The sequence below is a fragment of the Halocynthiibacter styelae genome (assembly GCF_016123485.1).
Lineage (GTDB): Bacteria > Pseudomonadota > Alphaproteobacteria > Rhodobacterales > Rhodobacteraceae > Halocynthiibacter > Halocynthiibacter styelae.
In genome coordinates, this window is sequence record NZ_JADCKQ010000002.1 from 89430 (window position 1) to 107364 (window position 17935).

The 17935-nt window shown below is 56.0% G+C and carries 16 protein-coding genes; 3 read left to right on the top strand and 13 right to left on the bottom strand.

Features of this window, described 5'->3' with window-relative positions; genetic code table 11:
* Positions 1-21: 21 nt before the first annotated feature.
* Complete coding sequence (locus H1D41_RS02685) at positions 22-822, bottom strand: NAD kinase (RefSeq protein WP_324250256.1); 801 nt, start codon at positions 820-822, stop codon at positions 22-24.
* Between the two features lie 383 nt (positions 823-1205).
* Between H1D41_RS02685 and glyA the strand changes: the two genes are divergently transcribed.
* Together glyA and H1D41_RS02695 are read left to right on the top strand one after the other, a co-directional pair.
* Complete coding sequence (gene glyA, locus H1D41_RS02690; RefSeq protein ID WP_228847463.1) at positions 1206-2501, top strand: serine hydroxymethyltransferase; 1296 nt, start codon at positions 1206-1208, stop codon at positions 2499-2501.
* Between the two features lie 104 nt (positions 2502-2605).
* Positions 2606-3136 carry an RNA 2'-phosphotransferase gene (locus H1D41_RS02695; RefSeq protein ID WP_228847464.1) on the top strand — a complete coding sequence of 177 codons (531 nt, stop codon included), beginning with the start codon at positions 2606-2608 and terminating at the stop codon, positions 3134-3136.
* Positions 3137-3253: 117 nt separating this feature from the next.
* On the opposite strand, the gene H1D41_RS02700 is transcribed toward H1D41_RS02695, so the two are convergent.
* From H1D41_RS02700 to H1D41_RS02710, 3 genes are all read right to left on the bottom strand, one after another.
* Entirely contained in the window at positions 3254-3541 is a 288-nt protein-coding gene (locus H1D41_RS02700) for a hypothetical protein (protein WP_107495509.1), read from the bottom strand.
* 68 nt (positions 3542-3609) lie between these two features.
* Positions 3610-4284, bottom strand: coding sequence for a PspA/IM30 family protein (locus H1D41_RS02705; RefSeq protein WP_228847465.1), 675 nt, complete (start codon positions 4282-4284; stop codon positions 3610-3612).
* 92 nt (positions 4285-4376) lie between these two features.
* Positions 4377-4964 carry a TetR/AcrR family transcriptional regulator gene (locus H1D41_RS02710; protein ID WP_228847466.1) on the bottom strand — a complete coding sequence of 196 codons (588 nt, stop codon included), beginning with the start codon at positions 4962-4964 and terminating at the stop codon, positions 4377-4379.
* A 119-nt stretch (positions 4965-5083) separates the two neighbouring features.
* Between H1D41_RS02710 and H1D41_RS02715 the strand changes: the two genes are divergently transcribed.
* Positions 5084-5920 carry a DUF817 domain-containing protein gene (locus H1D41_RS02715; RefSeq protein WP_228847467.1) on the top strand — a complete coding sequence of 279 codons (837 nt, stop codon included), beginning with the start codon at positions 5084-5086 and terminating at the stop codon, positions 5918-5920.
* Positions 5921-5922: 2 nt separating this feature from the next.
* Here the strand turns inward: H1D41_RS02715 and recN are convergent, their stop codons facing one another.
* The 9 genes from recN to H1D41_RS02760 all read right to left on the bottom strand — a co-directional run bounded on the left by recN (position 5923) and on the right by H1D41_RS02760 (position 17695).
* Complete coding sequence (gene recN, locus H1D41_RS02720) at positions 5923-7587, bottom strand: DNA repair protein RecN (RefSeq protein WP_228847468.1); 1665 nt, start codon at positions 7585-7587, stop codon at positions 5923-5925.
* Positions 7588-7611: 24 nt separating this feature from the next.
* A complete protein-coding gene (locus H1D41_RS02725) occupies positions 7612-8493 on the bottom strand; it encodes an outer membrane protein assembly factor BamD (RefSeq protein WP_228847469.1) in 882 nt (293 codons plus the stop codon).
* Positions 8494-8689: 196 nt separating this feature from the next.
* On the bottom strand, positions 8690-9625 hold the full coding sequence (gene lpxC, locus H1D41_RS02730) for a UDP-3-O-acyl-N-acetylglucosamine deacetylase (protein WP_228847470.1): 936 nt from the start codon (positions 9623-9625) through the stop codon (positions 8690-8692).
* Positions 9626-9854: 229 nt separating this feature from the next.
* Positions 9855-11498, bottom strand: coding sequence for a cell division protein FtsZ (gene ftsZ, locus H1D41_RS02735; RefSeq protein ID WP_228847471.1), 1644 nt, complete (start codon positions 11496-11498; stop codon positions 9855-9857).
* 211 nt (positions 11499-11709) lie between these two features.
* Positions 11710-13044 (bottom strand): cell division protein FtsA, encoded by a 1335-nt coding sequence (ftsA, locus tag H1D41_RS02740; RefSeq protein ID WP_228847472.1) that lies wholly within the window; start codon positions 13042-13044, stop codon positions 11710-11712.
* A gap of 56 nt (positions 13045-13100) precedes the next feature.
* The gene (locus H1D41_RS02745; RefSeq protein WP_228847473.1) at positions 13101-14156 is read right to left on the bottom strand and encodes a cell division protein FtsQ/DivIB; all 1056 of its coding nucleotides are present in this window, start codon (positions 14154-14156) and stop codon (positions 13101-13103) included.
* On the bottom strand, positions 14153-15085 hold the full coding sequence (locus H1D41_RS02750; protein ID WP_228847474.1) for a D-alanine--D-alanine ligase: 933 nt from the start codon (positions 15083-15085) through the stop codon (positions 14153-14155). Before H1D41_RS02750 ends, H1D41_RS02745 begins: the two co-directional genes overlap by 4 nt.
* Before the next feature lie 128 nt (positions 15086-15213).
* The gene (gene murB / locus H1D41_RS02755) at positions 15214-16146 is read right to left on the bottom strand and encodes a UDP-N-acetylmuramate dehydrogenase (RefSeq protein ID WP_228847475.1); all 933 of its coding nucleotides are present in this window, start codon (positions 16144-16146) and stop codon (positions 15214-15216) included.
* A gap of 7 nt (positions 16147-16153) precedes the next feature.
* Positions 16154-17695, bottom strand: coding sequence for a hypothetical protein (locus H1D41_RS02760; protein ID WP_228847476.1), 1542 nt, complete (start codon positions 17693-17695; stop codon positions 16154-16156).
* Positions 17696-17935: the final 240 nt, after the last annotated feature.

Here is a 17935-nt window from a genome sequence, read left to right on the forward strand (position 1 = left end):
AAGGCCGGCAACCTGCCGAAGTCAGATGAATTGTTCCTGTAAAAGGCGCTCTTCAAGACCACGCCCCGGATCAAACAGCAGTCGGTGATTTATCGCCGGCTGGCTGGCAATCTCAACAAAAGCCACATTGGAAACAGACCGGCTGTCGGCATCCACCATCACGGGGCGCTTCGCAGCTTCCAGCACGTCAAAACGCACCTTCGCATTTTTCGGAAGCAATGCCCCCCGCCAACGTCGTGGCCGGAACGCCGCAACTGCGGTTAGGGCCAGAACCTCGGCCCCGATCGGCAAAATCGGGCCATGGGCAGAATTGTTATAGGCCGTTGAACCAGCAGGCGTAGACAATAGCGCACCGTCACAGACAAGTTCTTCCATCCGCACACGATCATCGACAGAGATCTGAAGTTTTGCCGCCTGCGGTCCTGCACGCAAAAGCGAGACTTCGTTAATCGCAAGCGCTGAATGATGTGTGCCATCTACGCATTGTGCATGCATCTGCAACGGATTGATCACAGCCTCTTCAGCCGCCATTAACCGCCCTACAAGCCCGCTTTCATTGTATTCATTCATAAGAAAACCAACCGTGCCCCGGTTCATACCATAAACCGGCACTTCAAGATCACGGGTTTCATGCAGGGTCTGCAGCATAAAACCGTCACCGCCCAGGGCAACAATCACATCCGCATCAGCCAGATCACATTCTCCATAACGTGCAACCAGCCGGGATCGGCCAGCCCGGGCTTTTTCACTTTCACTGGCCGTGAATGCAATTTTCAGAACTTTACTCATGATATGGACCTGTTGCGGGACAGTGAGAGAAATCAACACCACATTTGCCTGCAAAACGCCGGAAGGCAAGAGCCATGGGGCAATCCATTTTCTGCGCCCCTGGGCCTGGCACTCTGCAACTATGTCCGGCCTGCCACCTGTGACGTTGCGCAATTTGACCAGACTGACCTGTTAGAAATTGCTGACCTCAGCGCCAGGGCTGGCCACAGCCTGCGTTACTGCCTGAAAGTTGAGCAATCTACATTTGCGTACAATTGTGTACCGTAAAATAAGGGCTTCCGGGCGCATAATTCGACATTTTCCTGCTCCAGTGGCGCAGAATGCGGGCGCTGCGTCGCATTATCCGCTTCTGCTTTCCCGCCTGAGCCGTTAATAAACTTCCAAAATCCCATCGCGTTCAGACAGGAAAATGCGCCATGACCAGTGAAAGCACTACGAAAGCCTTCTTCACCGAATCCCTCGCAACACGCGATCCGGAGCTTCATGCCTCCATCACCAGCGAACTCGGCCGTCAGCGCGACGAGATCGAACTGATCGCATCCGAGAACATCGTTTCCGCCGCCGTGATGGAAGCACAGGGTTCCGTTCTGACAAACAAATACGCCGAAGGTTACCCGGGCCGTCGTTACTATGGCGGTTGCCAGTATGTGGACGTTGCTGAGAACCTGGCAATTGATCGTGCGAAACAACTGTTTGGCTGTGAATTCGCCAACGTTCAGCCAAACTCCGGCTCACAAGCAAACCAGGGTGTGTTTCAGGCGCTGATCCAGCCAGGCGACACCATCCTGGGTATGGATCTTTCTTCCGGTGGTCACCTGACCCATGGTGCGAAACCAAACCAGTCCGGCAAATGGTTCAACGCAGTGCATTACGGTGTACGTGAAAGCGACAACCTGATTGATTACGATCAGATCCAGGCGCTGGCGACAGAACACCAGCCAAAGCTGATCATCGCCGGTGGTTCCGCCATCCCGCGCGTCATTGATTTCGCGAAATTCCGTGAAATCGCTGATTCCGTTGGCGCATTCTTCATGGTCGACATGGCCCACATCGCGGGTCTGATTGCAGCGGGCGAGCACCCCTCCCCGTTCCCACACGCCCATGTTGCAACAACCACCACCCACAAAACTCTGCGTGGCCCACGCGGCGGCATGATCGTCACCAATGATGAAGCGCTTGCGAAAAAGATCAACTCTGCGATCTTCCCAGGCATTCAGGGTGGCCCTCTGATGCATGTCATCGCGGGTAAAGCGGCAGCTTTCGGCGAAGCACTGAAGCCGGAATTCAAAGAGTACCAGAAGCAGGTTCGTGCAAACGCTGTGGCGCTTGCGGATCAGTTGATCAAAGGTGGTCTGGATATCGTCACCGGCGGCACTGACACCCACGTGATGCTGGTGGATCTGCGTCCAAAAGGCGTAACCGGCAACATCACCGACAAGGCCCTTGGCCGTGCCCATATCACTACCAACAAAAACGGCATCCCGTTTGACCCTGAAAAGCCAACCGTGACCTCCGGCATTCGCCTTGGTACCCCTGCGGGCACAACCCGTGGCTTTGGTGAAGCTGAATTCCGCGAGATCGCTGATCTGATCGTGGAAGTTGTGGATGGCCTGGCCGCAAACGGCGAAGACGGCAATGCAGCTGTGGAAGATGCCGTGCGCGGCAAAGTCGCAGCCCTCTGTGCCCGCTTCCCGCTGTATCCAAACCTCTGATCCGTTTTCTTTGAAGGAAAACGGCCCGGAAACTTTGAAAGTTTCCGGGCCAGTCACAAAGCCCCTGGTTGCAAAGCCGGGGGCTTTTCTTTTATGCGGTTCCCATGACTGAAAAAGACATTAAAACCGCCAGTAAATTTCTCTCGCTTGTTCTGCGCCACAATCCAGAAGCAGCAAATGTCATCCCAGATAGAGGAGGTTGGGTGACTGTTGACACCCTGATCGCCGGAGCTGACATTCCCATGACAAAGGAATTGATCGCTGAGGTGGTCGCCACAAGTGACAAACAACGCTTTGCCCTCTCAGAGGATGGCCAACGCATCCGTGCCAATCAGGGACATTCCTTCCCGGTGGATCTGGGCCTGATGCCCATGACCCCACCCGAAACCCTGTTTCACGGCACCGCCACACGGTTTGTTGACAGTATCCAGGCCAAAGGTCTGATCCCGGGATCACGCCAGCATGTACATCTGTCACCGGATGAAAACACAGCCCGCACGGTAGGCAGTCGTCATGGCAAACCACATGTTTTTCACGTTTCCAGCGGCCAGATGCACCGGGACGGGTTTACCTTCATCTGCTCTGACAACGGTGTCTGGCTCACGGACCATGTGCCCGTAGGCTACCTCAAATAAAAACGCCCGGGGGAAGGAACCCGGGCGTTTCTGTTGGGGGAAGCAGCGCCGCGCGCTTTTCTGGCTCTGCTCCCCCACCGACCATCCCCGTTTATGCGCGGGGCCATCCTATGGAGATCAGATGTCTTTGGCCGGATCCAGGATTGCTTCTTCCAGCAATTTTTCATTACGGGCGTCTTCAATGCGACGAATGCGATCTTCGCTGGAACGTGTGTCAAAGCGATATTTCACCACATTCACCAGGCTCAGGGTCAGCAGAACAATTCCCATGCCCCAGTAGCCTTTGGTCGACAGCGGCACCTCAGTTGAGTGGTACAGCGACAGCGCCAGCAACCCGTAAGCGGCAACCACGCCAGCAATGTTCAGCATCATAATCAGGTGAGTATCGTTGCGTTCGTTGTTCATTGGTTTTCTCCATGTCTTCTGGCTTGGCCCGAAGGCCAGTTAAGTTAATTCAGTTGTATTTCAGTTGATTACTTCGCTTGCAGGCGTTTCAAAACATCGTCTGCAGTGGATCGGGTTTTATGGCCAAAGCCGGCATCACCAAGGCGATCTGCCACATTATAGTGGCCAAGGCCTGTATCGATCTCCCGAAGGATTTCGCTTTGTTCAAACGGGTCATCTTTGTTGATCACATTGGCGATCAGTTCTTCTGCTTCGTCAATCGCGTTGCCACCGCCAAGGGTCTTGTTCAGGCGTTTCTGAATGCCCTGTTCGCGCTTAATCGCCCGGGCGGAAATTGCGCCCTGTTTCAGATCAACGATCCGACGGTTCGCGGCCTCAACTGACTGGCGAAGCTGCATCACACGACCTTCCAGACGATTTCCAGTTTCACGGCGCACGGTCAGTTCGTTTTCCATTTCTGCAATGGCGCGAGCCGCTTCCTGGACCAGATCTTCACGATCGTCTGTCAAAGCTTCTTTCGCCCGCCCCGTCAGATCAGTGATGCGCCCTTCCAGCGTTTCAATCTGGCGATCCTCTGACCGCTGACGCTGCATCAGACTGGCCAGGGTAAGTTTTGCCGCTTTCAGGCTGGCCTGCGCTTCGCGGATCTTCTGGTCAATCAGTTCAATTGAATACTGGTCCCGCAAGTTTTCTTCTGCTCGGGCATTCGCCCCGATAATAAGTGTTTTGAAAGTTCCAAACATTGCCTTCTCCATTTTCTGAACGTCGTTCATGGAAATGTTTTAGCCAATCGATGAACGATGTTCAATGATTATTTTGAACGCCGTTCAAAAAATTAACTGATTTGGCGTAAGAGCATTGATATCATTATTTTTATCTTTTCAGGCGGCACCCCTGAAATGCGCTTTTCCAACCCCAAAAGCACAATTCCATGCACGGATGAGAACAAAGATCTGGTCATCAGGTCCAGTGATTCTGCATCCATATCGGGGTAGATCTCGCTTAGTGGGCCCGAAATATTCTCAAACAACCCGGCAAGCGCAACCAGATACCAGTCTGGCACCTCATCATCCGTCGACATTTCCAGATCAAACATCGCCCGCCAGAGATTCGTGTTCTCTGCCGCGAAACCCAGATAGGCCTCAGACATAATGATCAACCGCTCATTTGGGCCAGCCTGCACATCTTCAACCGATTGCGCCGCCATTATCCCCAGGCGCCGAAAAGTTCGCCCATTCACCGCCATATACAGCGCCTGCAAGTCCTCAAATGCGTTGTAGATCGCGCCAAGCGCGCAGCCGGCGTCTTTCGCAAGATCGCGTGCCTTCACGGATCGCAGCCCGCCCTTAGCGATCTGTGCTTCGGCCAGATCCACAAGCTTTTCACGCAGGGCTTCTTTACGGGCGGCGACTTTTCCACTCATGGGAACTCCATCTCTGAACTGCGTTCACGAATAGGCGCAATCCGGGATCAGGGCAAGGGTATCTCGACAGCTCGCCACACCACAGGTACATCAGAGAAATAGTTAATGAGAGTTCACCCATGCAGAATACCCGTCAGCAAGAACGCCGCCTTGGCGATATGATCCGCAGCCGCCTGTCACCCCTGACGGCGGAATTTGTGATGTTTGTGCTGAAACAGGGCTGGTCGGCGCTGTTTGGTATACTGATCCTACTGGCGATCATCGCAACCCGCGCAATCTGGCAATCAGACTGGCCCCTGGCCCGCTATGATTTCCTGGTGATCTTCGCCGTCAGCACACAAATCGCATTCCTGTATTTCAAACTGGAAACCTGGGAAGAAGCCCGCGTGATCCTGCTGTTTCACCTGACGGGAACCGCGATGGAGATTTTCAAAATATACGCGGGGTCCTGGGCCTATCCCGGCGATGGCGTGTTGAAAATCATGCAGGTACCTCTGTTTTCAGGCTTCATGTATGCCGCTGTCGGGTCCTACATGGCGCGGGTGATCCGGGTGTTTCAGATGCGCTTTGATCCCTTCCCGGCCTTTCACTGGCATATCCTGCTGGCAGTGTTGATCTATGTAAACTTCTTCGCACATCACTTTCTGCCTGACATTCGCCTGGCCCTGTTTGCCGCAACACTCCTGCTCTATGGCCGCACCCGCATCTGGTTTCGCATGGGCACGCAGTCGCGTTACTGGTGGATGCCGCTGCCCGTGGCCGCTTTTTTCTCAAGCTTCTTTCTCTGGCTGGCGGAAAACATCGGCACCCTGACAAAAACCTGGATTTATGCCGGACAAGCCGATGGTCAGGCCGTCAGTTTTGCGAAAATGGGGTCCTGGTATCTGCTGCTGTATGTCAGCTTTGCCACTGTCACCCTCGTCACCCGTAGCGCACTTCATCCGCCGCAAAGGTAATCTCAGCGCGCAGCCAGTTCCAGCAACTCCGCCGCCGCTGCACGGGCCGCATCTGAAATCGTGTCACCAGACAGCATCCGGCCGATTTCATCCACGCGTTCCACGTCATCCAACGGCACAACCCGGCTGATGGTTTCGGAGTTGCCGGAATGTTTCTCAACCCGCCAGTGATGCCCGCCAAGTGCTGCGACCTGCGGCGAATGGGTTACGACCAGAACCTGGCCACCATCTGCAAGCGCCTTCAGGCGACGCCCGACAGCATCCGCTGTCGCACCGCCAACACCACGGTCAATTTCATCAAAGATCATTGTCAGCTGCGCATCATCACCCGTCAGGCATACTTTCAGCGCCAGCAGGAAACGAGACAATTCCCCACCGGATGCGATCTTGTTCAGTGGCCCCGAAGGTGCACCCGGGTTTGTCGCCACAGTAAAGCTGACCTGATCAATGCCGTCCGGGCCTTCGTCAGCCTCAGAAACCTCTGTACGGAACACGGCACGTTCCATTTTAAGGGGCGCAAGTTCCGCCGCCATGGCTTTGTCCAGCTTTGCAGCGGCTTTGATACGCGCATCACGCAGTTTCTGCGCTGCGGCCTCATACATCTCACGCGCCTCTTTCGCAGCGACTTCAAGATCGGCCAGATCCGCCTCACCCCCGGTCAAAGCGGCCAGACGGTCGCGCAGACCATCGGCAAAACCTGCCAGTTCATCCGGCAGAACCGCATGTTTGCGGGCAAGCCCCCGGATCGCAAAAAGACGCTCTTCACAGTCTTCCAGTTCCGCCGGATTAAATTCCAGCGTGTCCATACCGCGCGACACAAGGTTTTCTGCTTCACCCAATTCGTTCATCGCCCGCGACAAGGCTGTGATCGCGTCTCCAAACAGGCCCTCAGCCGGACCGTCCGCTTCTTCCAGCCAGCGCAGCGCATCAGACAAAAGCCCCTCTGCCCCGTCCCCGGAAATCGCACCATAGGCCCGCGCCACATCCGCGCGCACTTTCTCTGCCGCCTGCATCCGGCGGCGTGCAGCATCCAACTGGCCTTCTTCGCCCGGCTCTGGTGCCAGGGCATCCAGTTCTGCCACAGAATGACGCAGGAAATCTTCCTCATCACGCAGTTCCGCCAGCCGTGCTTTCGCCACCTCAAGCGCCTGATCCGCCGCCCGCAGATTGCGCCAGGTCTTACGGGTTTTCGCAAGCAGGCCGTTTTCAAAACCGCCGTAAAGATCCAAAAGCTTCTGATGCCCACGCGCGTTCAGCAGCCCGCGATCATCATGCTGCCCGTGCAGTTCCAGCAAGGTTTCAGACAGTTGACGCAATACTTCGCCAGAGGCACGCCGGTCATTGACCCAGGCCGTCTTTCGCCCATCGCGGGTGTTGATGCGCCGCAGGATCAGCTCGCCGCCTTCATCGGGCAGGCCCGCTTCCGCCAGAATCGCATGGGCCGGGTGATCTGATGTCAGGTCAAACACAGCGGTTACTTCGCCCTGATCCGCACCCTGGCGCACCAGTTCAGCCCGTCCGCGCCAGCCCAGAACAAACCCAAGGCTGTCCAGCAGAATAGATTTCCCCGCCCCGGTTTCCCCGGTCAGCACGTTCAACCCGGGCTGAAACGCAAGTTCCAGCCGGTCAATAATCAACATATTCCGGATTTCAACAGTCCGAAGCATCACACCCCCCGCGTGATTACCAGATCAGAGCCACTGGCCCCGGATGGTCTGACGATAGATCTGCGCAAGCCAGCCATTGCCACGTGGGTTCGGCGCCAGGCCTTCCCCGGTCAGCAGGTGAAAACTGTCCTGATAGAATTCAGACGACTGGAAGTTATGACCCAGGATCGCCGCAGCAGTCTGCGCTTCATCGGTCAGACCCAGTGCCATATAGGCCTCAACCAGACGGTGCAAAGCTTCAGCCGTGTGGCTTGTGGTCTGGAACTGTTCCACCACCACGCGGAACCGGTTGATGGCCGCCGCATAATGTCCACGGGACAGATAGTAACGCCCGATTTCCATTTCCTTTGCACCAAGGTGGTCAAAGGCCAGATCAAATTTCAGAATTGCCGAACGCGCATATTCGCTGTCAGGATAGCGTTCAATCACGGTCCGCAGCGCCTGAAGCGCCTGGAATGTCAGCCCCTGGTCACGACCGATTTCGTCAATCTGATCGTAATAAGACAGGGCCAGCAGATATTGCGCATAAGCTGCATCTTCATCCGCAGGATAGAAATCAATATACCGCTGGGCAGCTGCGCGGCTGTTCTCAAAGTCTTTGGCGCCATGATTGGCAAACGCCTGCATGATCAGCGCACGCTTGGCGAATTCAGAGTAAGGGTAAAGGCGTTCGATCTCACCAAACAGGCGGATCGCTTCATCTGGCTTACGCCGGTTTTCCAGGGCATGCTCCGCCTGCTGGAAAATCTCTTCGGCCGTATAGCTTTCCAGCGGAACTTCCTGGTTCTTATTGCTAAAGAACCCGGCCAGAAAACCCTGACGCGGCTGGCCGTCATCGCGGGCGCCACAGGCAGAAAGCACGCTGACAACTGCAATCAGGCTAACGGTTTTCAACAATGGTTTCATCTGCAGGCCTACCTGAATTGGACTCTACCCGGTATATTCCGGTTTGTTCCCGTCTGGTCTAGCACAGAAAAATCTGCTGCAAAACGGCTTTTGCGCAGATTTACCTCCGCGCTGGCTGACATTCGCCAGGATATCGGGATGCACATAAAAAAGCGGCAGGAAAATCGTATTTCTGCCGCTTGTACTTGTTCAGGGATCAGGCCGCTTCAAACGCCATAAGCTGTGGCAAATCGCCTTTGTGAAGGCCAGCACCTGGCAGACGGGCCGCAGTTGCAGAACTACAGGTGATCATACGGAACGCATCAGGATCGGCAAACAGCGCGCGCAGCAGTTTGTTTGTCAAAGCATGGCCGGAACGATAGCCTGTGTAACGCCCGAGAACCGGCGCAGCAGCAAGCGCCAGATCACCCAGAGCATCCAGCATTTTATGGCGCACCGCTTCGTCGTCGTGACGCAAACCTCCGGGAGAAAGAACTTTATCGCCCTCAACCACCACGGCATTTTCCATGGTACCCCCCAGTGCCAGCCCCTGGGCCCGCATGACATCAACATCGCGCTGACGGCAGAAGGTGCGGCTGTCACACAGCTCACGCACAAAATTGCCATTCGCCATATTCAGGGTTTTGCTCTGACGGCCAATGGCTTCATCCGCAAAATCAATCTGGAAATCGATGTAAAGATTGTCGGAAGGTTCAAGGCGGGCCACTGCCTCCCCTTCGCGTACTTCAACGGTTTTCAGAACCTCAAAGGCCCGTACAGGCGCATCCAGCACGCGGGTGCCAACACGCATCAGACCTTCGACAAACGGATGCGAACTTCCATCAAGAATCGGCACTTCCGGCCCATCGACTTCGACCAGCGCATTGTGAATGCCACAACCGGCAAGCGCCGCCATAATATGTTCTACGGTAGATACTTCAACACCGGCAGCGTTACGCAGACGGGTACACAGCGCTGCGCCTTCAATCACAGAATCCCAGCGCGCCGGAACCATTGTATTGCCGCTCAGATCCGTTCGGGTGAACCAGATGCCATATTCAGCAGAGGCCGGGCGCACAGTCAGTGTCGCCGGTTTCCCGGAATGCAGGCCCCGGCCTGTAAAGCTAACGGTATTTTTAACTGTGGTCTGCAAGGTCGGCCTCGGTGTCACGCGGACGTCATCTATCCGCAGTAAGACACCTAAGGACCAGGCGAAAAAGAGACAATTCAATCTTTGTAACCAACTGAAACATCTGGTTTCAGCATAGGCAGATCTTTGCCACACCGTGCATCACCCACCAGTTAAACCTTTGTATAAAAACAAAAAGGCCCGCCAAAGCGAGCCTTTCCAAATCTTTCATCCTGCAATAACAGGCCCGGAATTAATTCGCCTGGCGACGCAGGAATGCCGGAATTTCGATGCGTTCCTGTTCCATATCGCTGTCTTCCGCAGGCTCAGCATTGAAATCCTGGGCCGCAAGACGTGGCTGTGGGCTGGCAGCTGGCGCACGCATTACTGGTTTTGGCGCAGCTTCTTCTTCACCACCACCGGTCATACGGTTGATCAGAGATCCGATTCCGAAGCGCTGTTTTTCCTCAGCCATTGGCTGTGGCGCAGGTTGAACCGGCACAGGGCGCGGTGCTGCAACAGCAACAGGGCGAGGCGCAGGTGCGGCCTCTGGTGCAGGTGCATTTTTAACGGCGGCCTGCAGACGTGCCAGAGCTTCCGGAGACGGCGTGCCCGGCGCAGGCGCGCGCGGTGCTACAAATTCTGCGGCAGGCTGTTCAATCGGTGCCACATCCACACGCGCAGCAGGTTGATAAGCTGGCGGTGGCAAAGCGTCATCGTCTTCTTTCGTTGCCTGCACAGCTGCAACAGTTGCGTCGATTTCGCTAAACAGGGATGGTTCAGGCGTGGAAGCTGTCGGGGCAGCAGGTGCTGCTTCTGCGACAACGTCTTCCCGAACCTTTTCAGAAACAGTCACCTCAACAGAAGTTTCCTGTGTCAGCGGCTCTGACAGGCGACGACGTGGCACTGGGAAATCAGATTCAGCTTTTTCAGTGGCGTCGATACCAGTTGCCACAACGGACACGCGCATCATGCCATCAAGAGACGTATCCAGGGTAGAACCAACGATGATGTTCGCATCCGGATCTACTTCTTCACGGATACGGTTTGCAGCTTCGTCCAGTTCAAACAGGGTCAGGTCATAACCACCGGTGATGTTGATCAGAACGCCGTTCGCACCGCGCAGGGAAATCTCATCCAGCAGCGGGTTGGCAATGGCCTTTTCAGCCGCCTGGATCGCACGATCTTCACCTTCGGCTTCGCCGGTGCCCATCATCGCTTTGCCCATTTCGTCCATGACGGCACGAACATCAGCAAAGTCGAGGTTGATCAGGCCAGGACGAACCATCAGGTCAGTCACACCTTTAACACCCTGATACAGAACATCATCTGCCAGAGAGAAAGCTTCGGTGAAGGTGGTTTTTTCATTGGCCAGACGGAACAGGTTCTGGTTCGGAATGATGATCAGCGTATCAACAACTTTCTGAAGCGCTTCGACACCCTCTTCCGCCTGACGCATACGTTTTGCGCCCTCAAACTGGAAAGGTTTCGTCACAACGCCAACAGTCAGAACACCCAGTTCACGGGCCGCCTGTGCAATAATCGGGGCCGCACCTGTCCCGGTGCCACCGCCCATACCAGCCGTGATAAAGCACATATGCGCGCCGGCCAGGTGATCTACGATGCTCTCGATGGTTTCTTCAGCGGCTGCAGCACCAACGGAAGGGCGCGCACCGGCACCCAGACCTTCGGTCACTTTCACACCCATCTGAATGCGCGCCTGCGAGCGGGAGCTCTGCAGTGCCTGCGCGTCGGTGTTTGCTACAACAAACTCCACGCCATCCAGTTCTTTTTCAATCATGTTGTTGACGGCATTGCCGCCTGCGCCACCCACACCGAATACGGTGATACGGGGTGTCAGATCCTCTTGCTCGGAACTCGTGAAGTTTAATGCCATGATACTGTCCGCCTGTTTGTTACCATCAGATCCGGCTCAGTTGTCCCACTGATTTGCCCGACCGAATAATCTTTGTTTGTCTGATTCTACCGTGACGATCGCGCAACGTCACCTAAAAAAAGCAGGCAAACAACAAAATATTGCAAAATTTTCGCCGCAATGCGCGGGAATTTGCCAGAATCACCAAATCCTGGCCCTTAACGCGCTGTTTTTACCAGTTATCTTTGAACCAGCGCACAGCCCGACGCAGAGATCGCGCAGGGTAAGTCGCTGTCGGAATGTCAAAATCCCAGTATTCATCCTGCGGATTTGCCGCAAACAGCGACAGTCCGACAACAGAAGAGAAACCCGGGCCGGTTGCCGATTGCGGCAGGCCAGGCACGCGCATAGGCCGCCCCATTCGCACCTGCTGCCCCAAAATCCGACTTGCAAGACCATCCAGCCCCGGGATCTGACTGCCGGCACCTGTCAACACGATCTTCTGCCCCGGAAGGCTGTCAAACCCGGCCGCATCCAGCCGCGCACGGACTTCTTCCAGGATCTCTTCGACCCGCGGCCGCATGATCCCAATCAGTTCAGCCCGGGACACCTGACGCCGGTCATGCTCCCAGTCACCGGTGTCACCACCGGTTTCAATCATATCCCGGTCATCCATACCGGTCGCCACAACACCGCCATGCAGGGTCTTTATGCGTTCCGCCGCCTGCCAGGGCACCTGAAGCCCGACGGAAATGTCACTTGTCACATGGTCCCCACCAAGACGCACCGCATCTGCGTAGATCATATGTTTCTTAATAAAGACCGAAATCCCGGTAGAGCCGCCGCCAAGATCCACGGTCGCTGCACCCAGTTCCTGTTCATCTTCCACAAGGGATGACACGCCAGACACATAAGCAGAAGACGCCACACCAGCCAGTTCAAGGTCACAGCGTTTTACGCAATACAGAATATTCTGGATCACATGGGCATCCACCGTCAGCATATGCAGATCCGCCGCCAGGCGATTGCCAATCTGGCCGCGCGGGTCAGCGTAACCCGAACGATGATCTACCGCGAAATTCACAGGTTGCGCATGCAGCACCTCACGCCCCGCCCCGTAATCCGGCACATCAGCCCCGGACATCACGCGGGCAATATCGCCTTCACTCACCGGGCCGCTTTCAAGCTCAACCTCCCCCGCCAGACCATAGCTGCGCGGATTGGCTCCGGAAAAGCTGACGATCACATGGTCAACACGCACATCGGCCATCTTCTGGGCAGACTGAAGCGCTGTGCGAATGGCACGTTCTGTTTCATGGATCGCATCAATTTCACCAAAGCGCACACCGCGTGAACGGGTTGTGGCTGCGCCAATCACACGAAATCCGCTTTGCCCCGCCAGCGAGCCGACCCCATCCGGATCGTATCCCTGAACACTGCCATCAAAGCGCAGGACAAGGCAGGCCACCTTAGAGGTACCTACATCAAGCACAGCAATCACACCGCGTTGCATCGCCGCTTTGCGCACATTGCGCATTGCCCGTTGGGTCTCATAAAGATCGCTCATAGCCAATCCTCTGCTCCTGTCGCCAAAACATATCCCTCACGTCCCGGCATCATATTCTATTCATTTCCCAGCGCCCGAATACGCTGCAATCCTTCACTTGCCTCTTGCGCCAGACGCAAAGTCGGGCGGCCAGGCAGGCGCATATCAATCACGGTCACATCCCGTTCCATCAGATCCTGCGCATTGTTCAGCGCCAACACACGGCGCATTGCAGAAACCGGATCTTCCGCTGGCAACATCACCCGCTGATTGCGGTCAAACACCAGATCCCAGCGACGCGACCCAACGCGCACAAGCCCGCGCAGACGGTTTTCAAGCGGTTGCGCCACAGCCATCAGGCGGCGCGCTTCTTCCACGGCCAGTTCCGCCCCTGCCCCGGTGATCAGCGGCAGATCCGGACGTTCAGCCCGCGCCAGAAGGCTGCGCACGCGATGCCCGGTTTCATCCAGCAGGAACACACCTTCCGGCCCGCGCCAGACGACCGCCGGAACACGTTCGGTTACATCAATCTGCAGAATACCACCTTCGCGCACCCGCAGGCTTGCGGTGGCAACGGGATCAAGTTCCCCGATCTGCCTGCGCATCTCTTCCAGATCCAGATCAAAGCTGGTCAGCGGAAATTCGATTGGCAGGATCACACGGATGTCAGCCGCAACCTTTTCAGACGCCCCGTCAATCGCCATGGCCTTCACCATGAATTCGGGGCGTTCCTCAAAGGCTTTGCGCAGCGTATTCACCTGCGTCGTGATCATTTCACGCGAAGCCGCGTTGTTCATCAGAAAGCCAACAACCCCAAGTGCCGCCAGTGCAGGCACCCCAAAACGCATAAAACCGCGAAAAAGCGGCGTCAGGGACAGGCGTTGCATGCGATAGGCCATACGGCTTGGTGCCGGATCTGCCCGGCGTTCATATTGCCTGGGTTCAGGTGCGGGCTGCAAACTGCCATGGGTATCAATATGCGCCTGAATACGGGCTTGAATCCTTGCCTGAATGCGTGCCTGGCTTTCAGCTTCGACTTCTTCCTGGGTCAGCGGGCGCTCCGGCTGGTGCGGTTGCGTCTTCCCGTGCAGGGAAGGGTCAAAAACCGGTGGCTCCACGCGATAATCCGTCACAGCGCATCCTCCACAAGGAAACGACAGAAGGCACCGAAATCCATGCCCTCATGGGCCGCCTGTTCAGGCGACAGCGACGTTGGCGTCATGCCCGGCTGATTGTTGGTTTCCAGAATGATCAGACCATCAAGACCACGGGTTTCGTCCCAGCGAAAATCGGTTCGGCTGACCCCGGTACACCCCAGCGCCGCATGCGCACGCAAAGCATAATCCTGACAGGCTTTATAAATCTCTGCGGGCACATCCGCAGGGATCACATGACGTGATCCGCCCACTTCATATTTCGCCGCATAGTCATACCAGCCATCAGTGATAATATCGGTCACTCCCAGCGCACGCGGGTTTTCAGACCCCAATATCGTGCAGGTCAGCTCTCGCCCGGGTGCGAAGGTTTCAACCATCACTTTTGCAGGCATATCTTCGGAAAGCTGCGGCGGCTGATTTGCACCTTCACTGACGATGTAAATGCCAACGGAAGACCCTTCATTCACAGGCTTCACCACATAGGGCGCGGGCATCACATGGCGGGCACGCACGTCATCCGCATCGGCAACAATGCTGTCGACAACCGGCAGACCAGCAACACGGAACACAGCTTTGGAACGTTCTTTATCCATGGCAATCGCAGAGGCCAGCACGCCGGAATGGGTGTATTTCAGCCCCAACCAGTCCAGAAGCCCCTGGATCAAACCATCTTCACCATATTGTCCGTGAAGCGCATTAAAGACCACATCCGGCGCAGCCTCCGTCAGGCGGGCAACAAGTTCAGCCCCCTGCCCGGTTTCCGCACCCGGATCCAGTTCAATAACATCAAATCCTTCACCCCGGAGTGCAGCCGCGCATTCACGACCAGAGGACAGGGACACTTCGCGTTCAGCCGAAGGGCCACCCATCAATACAACAACCCGGAGACCTGTCTTGCCCGACATAAACGCCCCTTACCACTTTGACCAAATGGTCTGCCGCAGATTTTTACCTGCTTATAATTTTCGCGCCTCTGATCCGATATTTCAGATCACATGCCCCCGGTTTTCCGGGTGACACTGCAGGGTGGCCGTTATGCCTGTGACCGCCCTACGCGCATGATTTCCCATTGTAACGTGATACCGCTGGTTTCGTAAACCTTTTTCCGCACCTCTTCCCCAAGACCTTCCAGCTCGGCCGCCGTGGCGCTATCGCGATTGGTCAGGAAATTCGGGTGCTTTTCATTCATTTCAGCCCCGCCCAGACGTGCGCCGCGCATGCCTGCGTCTTCAATCACCTTCCAGGCTTTCAGCTCATGGGTATCATCGGCCTTGCCGGTGGAACTGAAGCCAGCCGGATTGCGGAACGTTGACCCTGCCGTGCGGTCCTTTGTCGGCTGTGTGTCATCGCGCCTTGCCAGTTGCTCTTCCATCCGCTGGTGCAGCGCACCCGCATCACCGGCGGAAGCTTTCAGACGCACCTCCGTCAGAACCCAGCCCTCGGGCAGTTCCGTCTGACGATAGGCGAATTGCAGATCCGCAGCGGTGACAGTTTTCACCTCACCGTCCCGCGTCACCACAGTCGCACCTGCAAACACATCGGCAAGATACTGCCCATAGCAGCCCGCATTCATTCGCACTGCGCCACCAATGGATCCGGGGATCGTGCGCAGGAACGTCAGATCAAGCCCCTGATCCGCCGCCTTCCGCGCCACATGGGCATCCAGCGCCGCCGCCCCGGCAACCACAGTGTCGCCGTCAAAAGCAATGCCGTTAAAACCACGCCCCAGACGGATCACAACCCCGGCAATCCCCCCATCGCGCACAATCAGGTTTGACCCGACACCCATAGGAAACACAGGAACATCCCCAGGCAAGGCCTTCAGGAACTGCGCAAGATCATCCTGATCCGCGGGCTGAAACAAAACATCCGCAGGCCCGCCCACGCGCATCCAGGTCAATGAGGCCAGATCACGGCTCTCAGTCAACGCACCGCGCACATCAGGAAGATCAGAAATCAGGGTCATGGGGGCCTCAGAAGAAGGACAAAAGATAACGCATCCCCGCCCTAAACGCGGGTGATGCGACCATTAGCTCAATTGCCCGCAAAGCGCCAGGCACTTGTGATAAGATCGCAATGCCCCCTGCCCCGGCCAAAGCCACCCATTTCGAGATACGGAAAATCCGGCTGGCAAGACGATACAACGCGTTCCCCCGGGCCTGTGCATCAGCCTGTGGATCAGAAGCGATTTGCGCGTCCTCTACAAATTCCGCCTGCAGGTCACCTTCTGAAATCGCCTCAACCTCAACTGCGGCCCCGGGCAAAACCTCTGCTGCCAGTGCCGGATCCGCCTGCGCACGCTCTTCCAGCTTCAGCGCTGCACGATGGGCGACGACGCTGCGCACATCTTCATCAAAGCCGGAAATATCAAAGGCCGTTTCTGTCAGCTGTTCTGCGAAATCCTCAACCAGATCATCCTGCGGACATTCCCCGCGCGCAGCTTTCCCCATGGCGCGCTTAGCTGCCCGGCGACAGGCATCATATAGGCCGATCGGGCGCGGGTCTTTCCTGGCCGCTGCCCGGCGGATCAGATCCACTTCAGCGGTTAAAGCGCAATATGGCCCATTCGCCCCGCTCTCCCCATCAAAAGCTTCCGCAGCCTCCAACATTTTTGCCTGAATATCCGACAAACGCAGGTCAGGTAGAAAGTGATCGGGAATGACGTTTAGCTTCCCGCTCTCAGGGTTCTGCGCAATATGTTCCGCGTTAAACGTACGTTCCTGCGCGTATCGCTGACGGATGTTGTAGATCGCCCGGTTAATGATCTTAGCATCACTTTCCCAGTCAACATCCTTGCTGATCGCGATCTCTTTGATCAGGTCAAGGGGAAGAGGGTGGCCAGACAGTTGACCCTCGTAAAAATCAATCCAGAAATCCCAGCCCTCTGGATCAACACCACGGGCGGTTTCATCTGTGCGGGCGGGATTATGCAGAGAGTTGCGAAACGTCAACCAGTCCTCCGACACAGGGTTTCGTTTATTATGCCAGAGCGGAACACGCGTTAAGTCGCCACCTTCATCCAAAATTTCAGCGTCGGCAATATAAGCAATGCGAGCAGCGATATCGACGTCACGAAAATCTGCGAACATGGCTTCATTGCTAGCCTTGTCATAGTTACGGGTCGAGAAACGTGCTGCGGCCAACGCGGCCTCTGAGGCACCAACCCCGGTTGTACGAACAACAGACAGTGCGGCAAAAGAAGCTACATCCGAAAATATATCAGATCGAACGACAGCGACGGCAGCAGTCGCGGCAGACGTGACTTCCCCCTCCACCACATTGCGAACTGCTCCGGAAATCAAAGAGCACCTCAAGATCGATAACGCTATGCTGTCAAATTTTCGGGCTGTAGAGTGAAAATTCATCTCTAGCGGTAACACCCGCGCGGCGGCGCGGTGGGCGATCTGTACGGAAATGCTGCGCAGGTGATCTTGTTCTTCCTGTATCTCAGTTGGGAACTGATCCAGCCAGACCTTCAGGTCATCTGCGTCTTTAATATCTTTTGCTTGAATCATATCCGCACTCTGAACAAACACGCCTGACAGGGCAACCCGTGCGAAGGTAAAAACCGCTAAGGGAATCGTAATCTTTTTGGCTCACAAAAGGGCTATGTTATCCGTATTTCTGTTTGTCATTCCCGCCTCTGCCCTGCTGAGTGCCGCGTATCTGCCTGCATCCCACGGCAGGGCCTATCAGTGGGCGGGGGTGGTTGCTTTGCTGACCATCGCACCGGGCATTGCGCCGGTTGCGGATCA